At 70.0% G+C, this 14,942-nt stretch carries 18 protein-coding genes; 4 read left to right on the top strand and 14 right to left on the bottom strand.

The features are described 5' to 3' along the window. Positions 1-18: 18 nt before the first annotated feature. The 4 genes from ACFU95_RS21140 to ACFU95_RS21125 all read right to left on the bottom strand — a co-directional run bounded on the left by ACFU95_RS21140 (position 19) and on the right by ACFU95_RS21125 (position 4,593). Positions 19-744 carry an MIP/aquaporin family protein gene (locus ACFU95_RS21140; RefSeq protein WP_383829646.1) on the bottom strand — a complete coding sequence of 242 codons (726 nt, stop codon included), beginning with the start codon at positions 742-744 and terminating at the stop codon, positions 19-21. Positions 745-1,224: 480 nt separating this feature from the next. Next, positions 1,225-2,874, bottom strand: coding sequence for an EAL domain-containing protein (locus tag ACFU95_RS21135; protein ID WP_383829643.1), 1,650 nt, complete (start codon positions 2,872-2,874; stop codon positions 1,225-1,227). A 106-nt stretch (positions 2,875-2,980) separates the two neighbouring features. Next, complete coding sequence (locus ACFU95_RS21130; RefSeq protein WP_383829640.1) at positions 2,981-4,171, bottom strand: lipid-transfer protein; 1,191 nt, start codon at positions 4,169-4,171, stop codon at positions 2,981-2,983. Further along, complete coding sequence (locus tag ACFU95_RS21125) at positions 4,168-4,593, bottom strand: Zn-ribbon domain-containing OB-fold protein (protein WP_383829850.1); 426 nt, start codon at positions 4,591-4,593, stop codon at positions 4,168-4,170. The genes ACFU95_RS21130 and ACFU95_RS21125 overlap by 4 nt, the downstream gene beginning before the upstream one ends. A 158-nt stretch (positions 4,594-4,751) precedes the next feature. Between ACFU95_RS21125 and ACFU95_RS21120 the strand changes: the two genes are divergently transcribed. Together ACFU95_RS21120 and ACFU95_RS21115 are read left to right on the top strand one after the other, a co-directional pair. Further along, complete coding sequence (locus ACFU95_RS21120) at positions 4,752-5,558, top strand: M15 family metallopeptidase (protein ID WP_383829637.1); 807 nt, start codon at positions 4,752-4,754, stop codon at positions 5,556-5,558. A gap of 50 nt (positions 5,559-5,608) precedes the next feature. Further along, positions 5,609-6,145: an NUDIX domain-containing protein gene (locus ACFU95_RS21115; protein WP_383829634.1), complete on the top strand. Its 537-nt coding sequence runs from the start codon at positions 5,609-5,611 to the stop codon at positions 6,143-6,145. A gap of 9 nt (positions 6,146-6,154) precedes the next feature. Here the strand turns inward: ACFU95_RS21115 and ACFU95_RS21110 are convergent, their stop codons facing one another. After that, positions 6,155-8,512, bottom strand: a complete 2,358-nt coding sequence (locus tag ACFU95_RS21110; RefSeq protein WP_383829631.1) for a TIM-barrel domain-containing protein — start codon at positions 8,510-8,512, stop codon at positions 6,155-6,157. A gap of 497 nt (positions 8,513-9,009) precedes the next feature. On the opposite strand from ACFU95_RS21110, the gene ACFU95_RS21105 reads away from it, so the two are divergent. Next, the gene (locus ACFU95_RS21105; protein ID WP_383829628.1) at positions 9,010-9,243 is read left to right on the top strand and encodes a helix-turn-helix domain-containing protein; all 234 of its coding nucleotides are present in this window, start codon (positions 9,010-9,012) and stop codon (positions 9,241-9,243) included. A 79-nt stretch (positions 9,244-9,322) separates the two neighbouring features. On the opposite strand, the gene ACFU95_RS21100 is transcribed toward ACFU95_RS21105, so the two are convergent. The 3 genes from ACFU95_RS21100 to ACFU95_RS21090 form a co-directional block, all read right to left on the bottom strand. After that, entirely contained in the window at positions 9,323-9,505 is a 183-nt protein-coding gene (locus ACFU95_RS21100; protein ID WP_383829625.1) for a hypothetical protein, read from the bottom strand. Between the two features lie 283 nt (positions 9,506-9,788). Then, a complete protein-coding gene (locus ACFU95_RS21095; protein ID WP_383829622.1) occupies positions 9,789-10,358 on the bottom strand; it encodes a DUF6415 family natural product biosynthesis protein in 570 nt (189 codons plus the stop codon). Then, a complete protein-coding gene (locus ACFU95_RS21090) occupies positions 10,355-10,756 on the bottom strand; it encodes a hypothetical protein (RefSeq protein ID WP_383829619.1) in 402 nt (133 codons plus the stop codon). Before ACFU95_RS21090 ends, ACFU95_RS21095 begins: the two co-directional genes overlap by 4 nt. A gap of 192 nt (positions 10,757-10,948) precedes the next feature. Between ACFU95_RS21090 and ACFU95_RS21085 the strand changes: the two genes are divergently transcribed. Beyond that, a complete protein-coding gene (locus ACFU95_RS21085; RefSeq protein WP_383829616.1) occupies positions 10,949-12,169 on the top strand; it encodes a helix-turn-helix transcriptional regulator in 1,221 nt (406 codons plus the stop codon). On the opposite strand, the gene ACFU95_RS21080 is transcribed toward ACFU95_RS21085, so the two are convergent. The 6 genes from ACFU95_RS21080 to ACFU95_RS21055 all read right to left on the bottom strand — a co-directional run bounded on the left by ACFU95_RS21080 (position 12,159) and on the right by ACFU95_RS21055 (position 14,935). Further along, positions 12,159-12,812, bottom strand: a complete 654-nt coding sequence (locus tag ACFU95_RS21080) for an HAD family hydrolase (protein ID WP_383829613.1) — start codon at positions 12,810-12,812, stop codon at positions 12,159-12,161. The two genes, ACFU95_RS21085 and ACFU95_RS21080, sit on opposite strands and share 11 nt — an antisense overlap. Positions 12,813-12,879: 67 nt before the next feature. After that, positions 12,880-13,164 carry a hypothetical protein gene (locus ACFU95_RS21075; RefSeq protein WP_383829610.1) on the bottom strand — a complete coding sequence of 95 codons (285 nt, stop codon included), beginning with the start codon at positions 13,162-13,164 and terminating at the stop codon, positions 12,880-12,882. After that, positions 13,161-13,388: a holin gene (locus ACFU95_RS21070; protein ID WP_383829607.1), complete on the bottom strand. Its 228-nt coding sequence runs from the start codon at positions 13,386-13,388 to the stop codon at positions 13,161-13,163. The genes ACFU95_RS21075 and ACFU95_RS21070 overlap by 4 nt, the downstream gene beginning before the upstream one ends. 3 nt (positions 13,389-13,391) lie before the next feature. Next, a complete protein-coding gene (locus tag ACFU95_RS21065; RefSeq protein ID WP_383829604.1) occupies positions 13,392-14,213 on the bottom strand; it encodes an N-acetylmuramoyl-L-alanine amidase in 822 nt (273 codons plus the stop codon). A 64-nt stretch (positions 14,214-14,277) separates the two neighbouring features. Then, a complete protein-coding gene (locus tag ACFU95_RS21060; RefSeq protein WP_383829601.1) occupies positions 14,278-14,523 on the bottom strand; it encodes a hypothetical protein in 246 nt (81 codons plus the stop codon). Positions 14,524-14,533: 10 nt separating this feature from the next. Then, the gene (locus ACFU95_RS21055) at positions 14,534-14,935 is read right to left on the bottom strand and encodes a hypothetical protein (RefSeq protein WP_383829598.1); all 402 of its coding nucleotides are present in this window, start codon (positions 14,933-14,935) and stop codon (positions 14,534-14,536) included. Positions 14,936-14,942: the final 7 nt, after the last annotated feature.

The raw sequence follows: 14,942 nt of genomic DNA, 5'->3' as shown, positions 1-14,942 counted from the left end.
TCCCCTTCGTCGGTTCCTTCAGAAGGCTGCGTTGAAGATGAGCCCGGACAGCACCCCGCCGATCAGCGGTCCCACGACCGGGATCCACGCGTAGCCCCAGTCCGAGGTGCCCTTGTTGGGGATCGGGAGGAGGCTGTGGACGATGCGCGGGCCCAGGTCACGGGCCGGGTTGATGGCGTATCCGGTGGGGCCACCGAGCGACAGACCGATCCCGACCACCAGGAAGGAGACGATCAGAATCGCGGTGCCGGACACGCCGAGCCCCTTGGTCAGACCGAAGGCGAGGATCGGCAGCACCAGCGCGATCGTCGCGATGATCTCGGTGATGAGGTTCGCCACGACGTTGCGGATCGCGGGTGCGGTGGAGAAGATCCCGAGGGTCGGCTGAGCGATGTCCTTGTCGGCGTTGGCCTGGAACTGCGCGAAGTAGACCAGCCAGCACAGCACCGCGCCGAGCATCGCGCCGACGATCTGCCCGCCGATGTAGATGTGGACCTTGTCCCATACCCCGGTGTCGATGGCGATCCCGAGCGTCACGGCCGGGTTGAGCTGCCCACCGGACAGCGGTGCGGCGGTGTACGCGCCGGCCATCACTCCGAAGCCCCAGCCGAAGGCGATGACGACCCAGCCCGCGTCCTTGGCCTTGGAGTAGTTGAGTACGACGGCTGCGACCACTCCGGCTCCGAAGAGGATCAGGATCGCGGTACCGATGACCTCACCGAGGAAAATGTCTCCGTTGCTCATGGCGGCTCCTAGGCCCTGACCGGGACGATCGGCCCCGGGTTCTTCGTGCGGGGTGCGTTTCCCATGGCGACTTCAGCCGAGGGCAGGGAGGTCCCGCGTCCTGCCCGGCGTCCGTGACGAGCGTGCCGTCGCAGTCGATTCGCCCGTGGGGGGAGGGCGCCTTGGTACAGGCGGAACCGCGCGGCCCAGTGCGTGGATACGCCAAAAATGTACGGCGATGTCGACTGACACCGGGAAGTGTTCACCGGCGTCCAGGAGGCGTCAAGGTCGCCGACGCCAACGGTTGGGGGCGTGCCGACGGGTCACGGACCCACGCTGACCGTGCTCCTGGCGCGCCCGCTGAGCGGACTGGGCACCAAGGCCCTGCTGAGGCAGGCAGGCAGACCCGTTCCTGCTGGCCCCGGCGAGGCCGAGGGGTCGTGGCTGTACTCAGGCCTGCGGTCACCTTTCAGCCACCGCCGACCACGTGGGGAAAGCGTCTCACCCCCTGCCCGGCTCCGCCACCGCGCACTCTGCCTGGGGCGGGGTGGCCTCCACCCCGCGAAGAATCTCCAGTCCGGGCAGCCCCGCGCGGCCCAGCACCCAGCTTGCCCCGCTCAGTGATTTCGCCGCCTTCTTCAGCGGGGCCAGACAAGAGGCCGCCTGCCGGTGGTCCGTCACGCTTCCGGGTTCACACAGGACCGTGGCCAGGGACAATGTGACGGGACGCCCGGCCGCGGACCAGGGCGCGTCCAGGACCGAGGCGGCCAGCGGATTCAACCCCTCCGGATCCGCCAGCACCAGGAAGTCGTCCCCTCCGATGTGGCCCACGCGCGTACTGTCGGACGCCGCGTGCTGAAGGGCCCGCCCCACCGACCTGATCAGCTCGTCGCCCGCCGCGAAGCCGGCTCCGTCGTTGACCTGCTTGAAGTGGTCCACGTCCAACCAACTCAGAGCGAACGTCCGCCCGTCCGCGATCCGCCGGTCCACCTCACCGGTGATCGCGTCCGAGCCCGGCAGCCGGGTCAGTGGGTTGAGTCCGGCGGCCTCCTCCACCCGGGTCTCGGCCAGAGCCCGAACGAGGTCCGCGAGCCGTACGACGCCCACGCACCGGCCGTACCGGTCGACCACGGCCACATCGTCCGATGTGCGGCCCCTGTCGCCGTCCGCGACGACGTCCAGCACCTCCCACGCTGTGGCGTCGACGCCTACCGTGCGCGGCTGATCTCCGAGCTTGGCCGCAGGCCGGTCCGCGTACAGGGCGTGGCCGTAGCGGCCCGACATCGACAGCAGGAAGCGGGAACGATGCACCGATCGCACCGGCACACCGCCCCTGTCCACCAGCAGGACCCCGGACACGTCCGGCGACCCGGTGAGCAGTGCCCGAACCTGGCCCGCCGAAGCGGTGGCGGGCAGCAGTGCTGCGGGCCGCACGAACTCCCGCACCGAAGGCCCCGACGGTGTCGCCGCCAGTCCGGGGGAGCGTGGCGGAACGTATACCTCCGTTGTGGGCAGCCGAGCCGGCGGAGCGAACAGCTCGCCCTGAGCCAGCTGTGCGCCGGCCGACCGCGCGGACGCGCACTGCAACTCCGTCTCCACGCCCTCGACGCACAGGAGCGCTCCCAGCTGCTCGCAGAGCGTCCGCATAGCCCGTACTCCCGCGGGTCGTGCCAGCAGGGAGGCGTCGAGCTTCACCAGGTCCGGGCCCATGTCCGTGAGCAGCCGCAGCGGGAGGTCTCCGTCGCCCACGCCGTCCGCGCAGATCCGGAAGCCCTGGTCACGAAGCGCGCTGATCGCCTCCAGCAGCGCCTGCTGAGGCACGTGGGTGTAGGGCGGGCCGATGTCGATCGTCACCTCCCACGGCAGTCGGCCTGCCGCCCGCACCGCGTCGTGGAGCGGTGTGAGTCCGCCCAGGTCGGCGAGGGTCCCGGCGAACACGTTGACGTACAGGGGCAGCAGTGTCTCCTTACGGGCCGCCGCACGGAACGCCAATACGGCCAGCCGGCCGTCGAGTTCGGGATCGCGGCGGGCCTCGGCCAGGACGTCGCCGGTCTCCGGCCGGGCGAGTATCTCCAGCCCCGCGACTCCGCCGGTCGTCAGATTGACCACCGGTTGGAAAGCGAAGCGGAGAGTATCCGTCCAGAAGTCCACGGCAGCATGATGGCGCCGACGACGAACGCCCGAGCCCAGTTCATAAGACGTTCACGCAGGATTCCGGGTTGCTCACGCACCGTAGGCGGAGTCTGATCGCCCCGTCTCATCGGATCGCGACCACCGCGGACCCGTGTCCGAACAGCCCTTGGTTGGCGGCGATGCCCACGCGCGCGCCGGCGATCTGCCGATCTCCCGCGCTTCCTCTCAACTGCCAGGTGAGTTCGCAGACCTGGGCGATCGCCTGGGCCGGAACCGCTTCGCCGAAGGACGCCAGGCCGCCGCTCACATTCACGGGTATGCGTCCACCCAGCGCCGTCGAGCCCTCCCGCAGCAGCTTCACGGCCTCTCCCCGGCCGCATAGCCCCAGGTCCTCGTACCACTGCAACTCCAGGGCGGTGGACAGGTCGTAGACCTCCGCGAAGGACAGGTCCTCGGGGCCGATGCCGGCCTCCTCGTAGGCGGCGCGCGCGATCGACTCCCGGAACGTCTCGCCCGCCGGCTGCACCGCTGCCGCCGAGTCCGTCGCTATGTCGGGGAGGTCCAGGACGGTGTTGGGGTAGCGCGGTGTCACGGTGGACACGGCCCGGATCCGCACCGGGTCCCTGACGCCGTGCCGACGTGCGAATTCCATGCCGGCCAGCACGAGCGCCGCCCCTCCGTCCGAAGTCGCGCAGATCTCGAGCAGTCGCAGTGGGTCCGTCACCACGGCGGAGGCGGCCACCTCCTCGGGGGTGACCGGCTTGCGGTAACGGGCGTAGGGATTCAGCGCCCCCAGGGCGGCGTTCTTCACCTTGACCTGTGCGAAGTCCTCCGGTGTGTCCCCGTGCACGGCCATCCGCCGGCGCGCGTACAGCCCGAAGTACGCGGGATTGGTCGCACCGAGCACTCGGAAACGGAGCCAGTCCGGATCGTCGGGCCGGTCACCGCCCGCAGGCCGGAAGAAGCCCTTGGGAGCCGCATCGGCACCCACCACCAGCACGACATCCGCCAGCCCCGAAAGTATCTGCGCCCGCGCGGTGTTCACGGCCTGCGCCCCGGACGCGCACGCCGCGTACACGCTGGTGACGCGGGCACCCTGCCAGCCGAGCGCCTTCGCGAAAGTCGCCCCGGCCACATAGCCCGGATAGCCGCCCCGCACGGTGTCCGCGCCGACGATCGCCCCGATGTCCCGCCACTGCAGTCCCGCATCGGCGAGTGCCGCGCGGGCCGCCACCGCGCCGTACTCGACGAAGCTGCGCCCCCACTTGCCCCAGGGGTGCATGCCCGCGCCGAGCACCGCCACCTCTGCCGTCATGACGTCACCCCCGTCGGTCGCCATTGCCAGGTCGTGCAGATCGTCTCGGCATCCTCGTGCAGCACGCCTGCAACGACCTCCACCTCCATGCCCACCGTCAGATCGGCGACGGTGACCCCGGGAACCGCCTGTCCCAGCACCACGATGCGTTCGGACTCCAGCTCCACAGCGATCAACGCGTACGGCTCCCAGGGAAGTTCCGGGTTGGTCACATAGGGTGACGGTGGCCGATACCGGGCGTCTGTGTACGACCAGACGCGCCCCCGCCGCGAGAGCGGGACCTCCTCCAGATCTGCACCCGAGCAGTCCGGGTTGCGACAGTGGGCGTCCTCGCGCGGGAAGAAGACCGAGGAGCAGCTCGAGCAGCGGGTGCCCAGGAGCCGGAAGTCGTCCCCGTCACCGGCGAACCACCCGGCGACCACAGGTGTGCGCGTGCGTGGCATAGTCCCTCCCGAGAGACTTATCTGACGGGACGTCAGAAGTGTGCCACGGGCACAGGCAAAGCGGCAGAGCGGCCTCACGAGTGGACTGCATCCGATCGCTTCCCTCACGGAGCAGACTCCTGATAGATGCAGGAGACATGACACGACTCTCGACAGCGGTACGCGGACTGGTCGCCACACTCGCCACCCTGCTCGCCGTGACCGCCGCTCCTGCCACCGCCCAGGCGAAGGGCGAACCCAAAGCGCCGGAGGACTTCGTGGCGCTGAGGACCGTAGATCCCACCATCCTTCAGGAGATGCGGTACTTCACCCCGCACAACTTCGTGGGCGAGCGCGTCAACGGCTACCGACAGCCCCTGTGCATCCTCACCCGACCCGCCGCCGAAGCGCTCCACCAGGCGCAGAGGCGCCTGGTGCGCCAGGGTTACACGCTCAAGGTGTACGACTGCTACCGGCCCCAGCGGGCCGTCGACCACTTCGTACGCTGGGCCGAGGACCTCGACGACCAGGCCATGAAGAACGAGTTCTACCCGAACGTCGACAAGACCCGCCTCTTCGTGGACGGTTACATCGCGGAGAAGTCCGGCCACAGTCGCGGCTCCACCATGGACCTGACGATCGTCAGGCTGCCCACCAGGCCCACCAGGCCGTATGTACCAGGGGAGCCTCTCGTACCCTGCTACGCGCCCCAGGGCGAGCGCTTCCCCGACAACTCAGTCGACATGGGCACCGGCTTCGACTGCTTCGACACCCTTTCGCACACCCTCGACCCGCGCATCCAGGGCGAACAGCGCGCCAACCGGCTCCTGCTCAAGAGCACACTGGAAGCCCTCGGATTCGTGAACCTCGCCGAAGAGTGGTGGCACTACACGTACAAGCCGGAGCCCTATCCGGACACCTACTTCGACTTCCCCGTGTCCTGGAACTCCCTCACAAGGCAGTAGTGACCGGCCCGCGGAAGACGCCCTTCCGTTGATCGGATACAGTCCGCCGCGTGTCCGAAACTCAGTTCTCCACTCCCAACTCCGCAGCAGACTCCCACTGTTCGAGCTGCGGCGCGCCCTACGGAGAGGGCGTCTCCGGCTGGCCTCGCACCTGCCCGGCGTGCGGCACGGTGGCCTACCGCAACCCCCTGCCGGTGGCCATCGCGCTCCAGCCCGTGTACGACGCCAAGGGAACCGCCCTGGTTGTCATCACCCGAACCGTCGCCCCCGCGCGCGGAGGCATCGCTCTGCCCGGCGGCTACATCGACGACCGTGAGGACTGGCGGCAGGCCGTCGTCCGCGAACTCAGGGAAGAGACCGGGATCGACGCGGCCGGCCGCGACGTACGGCTCGTCGACGCGATGAGTTCTCCCGACGGCCACCTGCTGCTGTTCGGCCTCCTTCCGGAACGGCCCGCCGACCGCCTACCGACATCGGCCGCCACGGACGAGACCGAGGGCTGGGATCTCCTGCGCAGGCCGCAGGAGCTCGCTTTCCCGCTGCACACGCTGGCCGTCAAGGGGTTCTTCGAGGGCCGTTACCTCTGAGCCCGATACTCAGAGGCCCCGTACGCGCACCGGACGGGGTGAGGCGACCACACCGTCCTCGTGCTCCAGCTCGACGAGCAGCTTTCGGCCTGCCCAGCGGGTGACGTAGCGCTCGATCTCCGGTTCGTGCCAGCCATCACCCGAATCCGGCACCACCAGCCCGCCCCCGGTACGTCCCCGGGCGGGCGCCCACACCTCCAGTTCCAGCCCGCCGTCGTCCCCACGTACGGGGACGACGGCACCCGAGCGCGCCAGCACCGGGATGCGCGACACGGGCGCGTCGACGAGAACCTGTCCCGGCCCTTCGTAGGCCCGCCCTGTCGCCGTGTCGTACCAGCGCCCTCGAGGCAGCTGCACCGCACGACGGTCGGCGCCCGGATCCAGCACCGGCGCCACCAGCAGGCAGTCGCCCAGCAGAAACGCATCCTCACAGTCGCGCAGCGCGCGGTCTTCGGGCAGCGACCACCACAGCGGACGCACGTAGGGCGCCCCAGTACGCCGGGCCAGATGCGCCAGCGTCACGAAGTAGGGCAGCAGCCTCTGACGCTCGACGAGCGCCACGCGCGCGTGCTCCAGCACCTCCGGACCGAACTCCCATGGTTCCCTGCGCCCTGCCCGCAGACTCGCGTGCGTACGGAACAACGGCAGGTACGCGGCCAGCTGGAACCACCGCAGATACAACTCCGGCGACGGACTGCCGTCGAATCCGCCCACGTCCGGCCCCGAGTAAGGCACCCCGCACAGCCCGAGGCCCATGACCAGCGACAGCGACGCCCGCAGCCCCGGCCAGCCTGTCGCCACGTCCCCGGACCAGGTCCCCCCGTAACGCTGAAGGCCGGCCCACCCCGAACGGGAGAAGACGAACGGCCGCTCCTCGGGCGCCAGGTCGAGCAGCCCCTCGTAACCCGCCCGGGCCATGCACAGGCCGTAGACGTTGTGCGCCTCCCGATGGTCCCCGCCCCGCCCTTCCAGGGAGTGCCGGGCCGAACGCGGCAACGTCGACTCCCCGAACGCCGCGAACGAAGTCGGCTCGTTCATGTCATGCCAGAAACCCGAGAATCCCTGTCCCAGCCGTTCCTCGTACAGACCACCCCACCACTGCCGCACGCGCGCGTGCGTGAAGTCGGGGAAGACCGCTTCCCCGGGCCAGACCACCCCCCGAACGAGCTGTCCGGAGGCGTCCCTCACGAACGCGTCCTCCGACGACCCGCTGTCGTACACGGCATTGCCCGGCTCGGCCCTGACGGCCGGGTCGACGATCGACACCAGGCGGATGCCGTCCCGGCGCAAGTCCTCGGCAAGCTGCGGCAGTTTGGGGAACCCCTCCTGGTCGACCGTGAACACCTGATGCTCGTCGTAGTGGTCGATGTCCAGATGGATGGCGTCGAGCGGCAGATCTCGCTCCTGGTATCCCGAAACGATCCGCCGCACCTCCTGCTCGCTGCCGAAACCCCACCGCGCGTGCTGGTGGCCCAGGGCCCACGCGGGCGGGAGTGCGGCCGCACCGGTGAGGGAGGCCCAGACGAGCAGCACGCGCGCGGGGGCCCCCACCATCACCCAGCAGCGCAGCGGACCGCCGTCCATCCGCAGCTCACTGGTCCCCGGCCGATCGTGCCCGGAGCCAGCGCCCTCCTCGCCCTCCCGCAGCGTCACCGTGCCGTCCCACGAGGTGTCGTGGAACACCAGGTGCGTAGCCGCGTCCGCCACCACCAGCTGCACCGGCATGGTGATGTACAGCGGGTCGTCGCCCGGACCGAACGCACGGCCGGGGTCGGTGTTCCACAGCCGATACGTTCCGTCCCCCAGGCGAGGGCCTGACGCCCGACCCCCGAGCCCGAAGAACCGCGCGTCCGCGGCCACCTCCGACCGCTGCATCCACCGTGCGGAGCCCCCGTCCACCGGCTCCCACCAGCGCGGCGGCAGCTCACGCCGGAGTGTCACCCCACCCGGCGTCTGCACCTCCACGGCACCGTGTCGCGAGATGACCACCGTCACCCGCTCGGCCACGACCCGCCAGCCACCGTCCTTGTCGGGCTCCAGCACCGCCCGAGGGTCCGGTTCCGGACAGCGGTCCGCGAGCGCGTAGGACGGCTCGGGAGCGGCCCCGTCCCAGCCCCAGAAGACAGCCCCGTTCACGGTCACGGTGACACGCAGCTCGGATCTGGTGAACCGTATGACGCCGCCGCCCGGACCGGGCTGCACTTCCTGTACGGGCCCGGGCACCCGCGCGCGCTCAGCACCCCGCGGCGGCAGGCCCGCGGCGTCGACACGCCTTCTCCGCCATGCCGCCCGTACGGTACGCAACCCCTGGGCCGCCCCCACAGAACCGACCACCTTCATCGAACGCACCAGGTCACGACCGTCCATGCTGCTCAGCCTGCCATTGACCGCCCCACGCGCGTGTGTCGTTCAACTGCCGTTCACCCGTGTCGGGACCACATCTTCACGACACGGACTATGACGTCGACAGCGGCAACCGTGTCTCGCCGCGTTCATATGGTTCACGAGGAGCCCTACGCGGGGCTGCTCGGGTGCCCTCTCACACCGCCTCTGTGAGATGTGTGTGAGACGGCGGCGGTCGTAGGTGGCACGAAGTGGCCCCGGCTGGTGGAGGTTTCCGGTCCTCCACCGGCCGGGGCCGACGTGTGTAGACGCTAGCTGGAATCGAACAAAGTTTCTAGCGATCGCGGCATATGCCCGCCGTGCACGTCCGAGAAAAAGCCCGCCCCGCCAGAGGTTTCCGGTCCTCCGGCGGGGCGGGCGCCTGAGTGCACGCGCGTGCATATATCCACCGCGTACCCATGATCGCCAAATTTACCTGGCCAGGTAAAGACTTCTATCCATGATCAATCCAGCGTGGTCGGGTGCCACACCAACCCCCGCCCGGCTGGGTCCTCACCCGACAACGGGCCATCGGGGTGCAGCTCCGCGAAGCCCGCCGACAAGCCGGCCTCACTCAGATCCAGCTCGGCGAAGGCATCGGGCGCGACCACAAGACCATCAGCCGGTGGGAGAACGCCGTCCGTACCCCCGATCTCCGCGACCTGCTGCTCCTCGCCGATGCCCTGGGCGTCCCGCTCGCTGACCTCGTCCGCTGAGCAGCTGGCGGCCGGCGCGTGTGGAGACCCCGCCCATCCACCACGGGGGAGGCAGACGAGCGGGGCCGGTCAGCTGCCGCTAGTTCGGCGAGTCGCCCTCATCGTGCGGGAGCGGACACATGTCGACGCCCGGCCCGGCCAGCATGGGGATCATCTGCTGGCTGGGATGCACCGGGCAGTACCGACGGCCCCGAGCATGGTCGGTCTGCCAGTCATCCTCGGCGATATCCCGAGGCGTCGGCGGTCGATACGTAGCGGCCATGGTCGGCTCCTACTCGTTGTCGTTGGGCGGCGGGGTGGGCGGGTCGTCGTCGGGCTTGGGCACGGGCGGCCAAGTCGCGAGGGTTCCCAGAGTGCTGCGCATGGCTGCCTCCCTTCTCTGCTGGGACCGACTACGGTCAATGCCGGTCGGTCTCTTGACGGGGATCGGTCGCCCCGCCCGGTGCTCGACCTGTCCAAGGGGCGTGGTCACCGGGCGGGGGTCTTGCAACCCCTCCCGCCGGATGCGTGCGGCATCGGGCGGGAGGGGGGCTTCGGTGGCTACATCAGCCAGAGGTTTCGGCCGGGAGGGCCAAGCCGCGAGCGCCGCGCAGGGTCTTCCGGTGCTCGTCGTACAGACGCTCGCCTTCAGCGCAGGAAAGGCCGACGTTCGCGCCGTCGTCGTCCCGCGTCAGGCAGGTTGGGCACCGCGCAGAGTGCACCCCGAGGTGCCGGCGGGCAGCCTGCTCGGCTGTCTCGTCGCTGCCGGTGAGCTGCTCATAGTGGTCACACAGGGCATTCAGTGAGCGAGCCAGGCGGCGGGCATGGGCGACCGGGCCGCCGGTTTTACTGCTCGGCTCGGCCTCCATCCGGCTGCGCGCATCCCACGCGCACTGGAGGATGGTGGACTTCGGGCTACTGCCCGGCTTGAGCTGCGCGCGGGCCGCTGCCTCCACGTCGGGCACGAGCACCTCCAGGTGTCCGCGGACCGTGGCAGTGAGGGTGGTGAGTTCGTCGCCAGCCGGGGGGAACGCCTGCGGGGCCGAGTCGGGGTCGAGGAGCCGGTTCACGGTGTCGCGCATCGTGGCGATGTCCATGGGCCAGGCGGCCGGAGCCGCATCCTGCGTGCTGCTCATGCGGAGGCTCCCGTCGCGTGCTCGGCGCCGACTCGCGGCCCGAAGGCGTCACCGAGGGCGGCCTCCAGTGCCTGGGGATCGGTGAGCCATCCGTCCTCCCCCGGGCACATCCGCCAGTGCACGCCCGGCCCCTCCACGCGGCGCGCTGGCGGGATGGTCACGACGCTCCCGAATCCGATCGCGCGGGTGTTCTCCACGTCCCACTCATCCTCGGTGCCGACGGGGGTGAAGAAGTACACGGCGGACGATGCGGAGTCCTCGACGACGGCGCCGCAGCGGGTTCCGAGGATGGCCATCGCGGCGAGGCCGACGCTGCGCGGTACGCGGATGGCGTCCCAGTCCTCACCCGCGTCGTGCAGGCTGCATGCTGCGGCGGACGGTAGTCGGTCGCTCGGCATTACGGTCTCCTCGGCCCCATGGCTGATCAGGTGCCTAAGAGCGTGTCGCTGACCGGGCGCCAATCCGAGGACTTGCAGAGGACTCTTTGCGGCACCAGAAAGGACTTTCTGTGCGTCGATCGGGTGAGGGTTGGCCAACAGCAGGACTTCTATGGACACTTACCGGGAGCGCTCGACCGGGGAGGTACAGCAGTGGCCACGACAGGGAACGTCCGGCTGAAGGCGGCGCGGATCGCCGCGGGCTACTCGTCGCAGGAGGCCCTTGCTGACGCGCTCAAAGTCGGTGTCCGGCAGGTGCGGCGCTGGGAGTCTGCGACTCCGCCGTGGCCGCATGCCGAGCAGGGGCAAGCTCTCACGCGCGTGCTCGGCCAGGACCTGGAAGCGCTCGGGTTCACACCGGCCGCCGGGGCGTCGGCCGATCGAGGGCGGCGCACTGTCCTTGCGGCCACGGCTGCCGCGGTCGGGCTCGCCACCGTCCCCAAGGCGGCCGTGGCCGTGCAGCCCGCAACGGCGGCCGACGACTACGAGGCGGTCACCCGCTCGCACCGGCGCCTGTACTGGTCGGTGGCGCCGGCCACGCTGCACCCGGCTGCGATCGCGCACGCCACTCTCGGCTGCGCGCTGCTCCCGGAGACGGCCGGGCAGACTCGCGCGCGTATTGCAGCTGCGCTTGCTGAGACGTGGCTCCTTGCGGGGCGTATCGAGTTCTTCGACATGCGCGACGCCGACCGGGCGACGGCGACGCTGCTGCGTGCGCTCCAGGCCGCAGGTGAGGCGGACGATCCCCTCCTCGGGTCCGCGGTCCTCGCGCACACCGCGTTCATCCCCGGGTGGGCGGGCGACCGGGATGCGGCCGTCGAGCGGATGGTGGCCGCCCGGACCTACGCCCGGCGCGGTCCGGCGTCGGCCGAACTGCTCGCCTGGTTGGACGCAGTCGAGGCGGAGTGCGAGACCCGCTGCGGTAACACCCGCACGGCGCTGCACCTGATCGGCCACGCCGAGGACGTCCTCGCCCGCGGTAGCGAGCACGAGTCGCCCGAGTGGCTGGACTGGTTCTCACCGGTGCGGCTGGCCGCGTTCAAGGGGAACACGCAACTACGCGCGGGGCATCTGCCGCAGGCGCGGACCACGCTGCTCGGTGTCCTCGACGCGCTCGATGCGGAGGAGAAGCAGCGCACCGTCGTGCTCGGCGACCTGGCCGCCGTCGAGGCCGCGGCCGGCGACCCCGAGGCGGCGTGCGCCTACGGAGTCCGTGTGCTCGATCAGCTGGAGCGCACCTGGTACGCGATGGGCATGGACCGGGTGCGAGAGGTGCGGCGCACGCTGGCGCCGCACCAGCACGAGCGGTGCGTGCGCGACCTCGACGACCGGCTGTACGGCTGGTCGACGACGGTCAGCGCACTCAGCCGTTGAAGCCCCTGATCAGGTCCGGCAGTTCGCGGAGGCTCTCGACCCTGAAGGTCGGGAGCTTTTCCGCTTCGTCCGTATGCCACTGGATCGTGGCCCACGGACCGCGGTGGACGAGCGCGGTGTGCATGCCTGCGGCGACGGCTGGCCGCAGGTCGTTGTCGACGCGGTCGCCGACGTAGAGCATCTCTTCCACGGCGAAGGGGACGACCTCGGCGACCCGGTCGAAGAACGCAAGGTCGGGCTTGCTCGCACCCCAGTCGTCGGAGGTGCCGATCAGGTCGACGTCGTCCGTGAACAGCCCGCGCAGCAGCCCGCCGGCGCGGACGGTCTGGTTGCCCGCGATGCCGAGCCACAGCCCGTCCGCGCGCAGCTGAGCGAGCGCTGGGCGGACGTCCTGGTACAGGTCGTCTTCACCGAAGTGCTCCGGCTTCCCGGCCTGCGCCCGCCGCTCGCGTTCGGCGTACAGGTCGAAGCCGGGCTGGAACTCCTGGAAGGTGTCGCGGTAGTCACGGCCCTGGGCGATGACGGCACCGAACATGGCGGCGAAGGTGTGGCGTGGGACGCCGAGCCAGTCGGCCCAGGTGCCGTACTCCCGGGTCTCGTCTACGAGGCATTCACCGACGTCGAAGATCACTGCGCGAATCATGATGCGAGGGTATCGGGACACGACGAAGGGCCCCCTCCCGCCCGAAGGCGAGAGGGGGCAAACCGTTTCAGCGGATCAGAAGCGAGATCACGCCCGTGGCTGCGCCAGCCACACCAGTGAGCACGCCGACGGCGGGCAGCGGCCACCGATTCTTCTTCAGGGCCTCGACCTCGGCACGTAGCTCCCCGATGTCGTTCTCGGTGTCTGCGCGGAGCTGCGCCACGTCGCGCTCGTTCCGGGCCGACCGCTCCACGAGTACCGCCAACGAGCCTTTGACCTCGGCGAACCCGGTCGCGACCGTACCGCGGAGCCGCTCCAACTCCACTGCGACCGAGGCCTCCGGCACCGTCACTGGCGGCTCACGGTCTCGGTCAGGCCCGGTCCTTCCGGGCCGCCGGACGTGGCCACGGCGGTGAGGACGGTGAGGACCGCGGCGCCGGCGCCGAGCGCCAGGCCCTCGTTCCAGTTCGCGTTGATGATGCCGAGGGTGTCCAGGCCGAGAGAACCGACGAGGACCTGGGCGAAGGTGCGCACGGAGCGCTCGCCGGTGGCCTTCCAGAAGGGCAGGGTGAACATGGGCTACTCCTTGACGTCGAAGCCGCGGCGGGCGCCGAGCTTTCTGAGGGATGCGATGCCGGGCATTCCGTCGGCGTCCTCGCCGGACCAGCCGCAGCGCCGCTGCCACGCCGCGTACGCCGTGACGGTGGCGGTGCCGAAGTGGCCGTCCGCCAAGTCCTTGTCCAGGAGCCGCTCGGCAACGAGAGCGGCCTCTACCGTCTTCACACCGGAGTACGTCACCGGCGTCCCCTTCGCCGGCGGATTCGACCGAGCCGCAGCGACCAACTGGGAGAGGTCCACCACCGGCCGCGAGGGCTTCGACGTGGCCGGCTTCGTGCCGCCCGGCCGGGGCGCACCCTTCTGCACCCACGCGTACAGCGGGCCGCCCGGGCAGGCCGTGGCGTAGCCGTCCCGATGGCCCTTGACCTCCTTGCCCGCGCCGTGGTCCTGGAGGTCCTCGATCGCGTCCCGGATCGCGCCCAGCAACTCGTCTGTCGGCTCCGTCAGACCGGAGCTGCCGACCAGCCCGAGCACGGCGTAGTGCGCCTTGTTCAGCGTCTGGTTGCCGTTGGCTCCGGTACGGCGGCCTCGGCCTCGGCCCTCAAGGACGTAGCCGTGCACGCAGGCCGCGTAGTTGTACGCGATGTCCGAGTAGTTCTCGACCTTGTTGGCGAGGTGGGAGGCGCGGATGTCTCGCCAGAGGGCGATGCACTGCTGGTGGTCCTTCAGGAGGGCTACCGGGACGGCCGAGCCGGTGTAGTGGACCTTGACGCCCTTCGTGGTGGCCTGGAGCGGGGCCGCCGAGGTGGGCCAGCCCAGCGCCTTGCGGGTGATCAGTTGCACAGGCCCCTCCAGGGCATGAAGAACGCCCCGGCCTACGGCGCGGGGCGTACGAGGTGAGCGAGGGTCAGGCGGTCGGCGTCATCGACTCCGAGTACGAGTACGAGCGCGCCGCCGAACTGAGCAGGAAGTCGGGGGATCCGGCGATCAGGTCGACGAGCTTCTGGACGATCGGCGCCATCGCCGGGTCATCCGGGTTGTCCACCGACAGGGAGACCGCGATCTCCACCGGGTAGTCGCCCACCCGGTCCACACTGCGAGCGCTGACCTTCCACTGGCTTTGTGTCGGTCCCTCAGGGCTGCCGAGCGGCATACCGGGCCTCCTAGTTGTCGATGATGAATCCGATGTGAAGCCGCAGGTTGCGGTTGAGGATGATGTCGCTGGACGCCGTACGCAGCGTGCAGATGCCGTCCGTGCCGATGACGAAGCCGCCCTCGGCAGTGCCGTCGTCCCAGTCGCCGTTGATCGTTCCGTTGGTGGGCCGCCAGTTGGCCGGCGCCGTGCAGATCGCGGTGTCGCCGATGTTGCCCGTCGTGGCGCTGATCGTGCCGCCCGTGCGGAGCATGTACATATCCAGCACGATGTTCCGGCCGGTCCGGTAGCCCCGGAAGTCGTTTACGGAGAACCCGGTAGCAGCCACCAGCCCCGAGTCGGTGCTGATGGTGGGAGGCCCGTCGTTGAGCCGCACATCCGTGATGGTCATGCCCGGTTGCCACAGCGTCATAGGAGCC

This window comes from Streptomyces sp. NPDC057623 (assembly GCF_042800355.1).
GTDB lineage: Bacteria > Actinomycetota > Actinomycetes > Streptomycetales > Streptomycetaceae > Streptomyces.
Note: the sequence above shows the minus strand (reverse complement) of the source record. Positions and strands in the feature narration are given on the sequence as shown.

Bases quoted from the DNA above. Each gene is read 5' to 3' on its own strand.
- ACFU95_RS21055 (WP_383829598.1), bottom strand. From the start codon at position 14,935: ATGACGCTGTGGCAACCGGGCATGACCATCACGGATGTGCGGCTCAAC.
- ACFU95_RS21140 (WP_383829646.1), bottom strand. From the start codon at position 744: ATGAGCAACGGAGACATTTTCCTCGGTGAGGTCATCGGTACCGCGATC.
- ACFU95_RS21110 (WP_383829631.1), bottom strand. From the start codon at position 8,512: ATGGACGGTCGTGACCTGGTGCGTTCGATGAAGGTGGTCGGTTCTGTG.
- ACFU95_RS21120 (WP_383829637.1), top strand. From the start codon at position 4,752: ATGACACGACTCTCGACAGCGGTACGCGGACTGGTCGCCACACTCGCC.
- ACFU95_RS21095 (WP_383829622.1), bottom strand. From the start codon at position 10,358: ATGAGCAGCACGCAGGATGCGGCTCCGGCCGCCTGGCCCATGGACATC.
- ACFU95_RS21130 (WP_383829640.1), bottom strand. From the start codon at position 4,171: ATGACGGCAGAGGTGGCGGTGCTCGGCGCGGGCATGCACCCCTGGGGC.
- ACFU95_RS21070 (WP_383829607.1), bottom strand. From the start codon at position 13,388: ATGTTCACCCTGCCCTTCTGGAAGGCCACCGGCGAGCGCTCCGTGCGC.
- ACFU95_RS21060 (WP_383829601.1), bottom strand. From the start codon at position 14,523: ATGCCGCTCGGCAGCCCTGAGGGACCGACACAAAGCCAGTGGAAGGTC.
- ACFU95_RS21080 (WP_383829613.1), bottom strand. From the start codon at position 12,812: ATGATTCGCGCAGTGATCTTCGACGTCGGTGAATGCCTCGTAGACGAG.
- ACFU95_RS21090 (WP_383829619.1), bottom strand. From the start codon at position 10,756: ATGCCGAGCGACCGACTACCGTCCGCCGCAGCATGCAGCCTGCACGAC.
- ACFU95_RS21100 (WP_383829625.1), bottom strand. From the start codon at position 9,505: ATGGCCGCTACGTATCGACCGCCGACGCCTCGGGATATCGCCGAGGAT.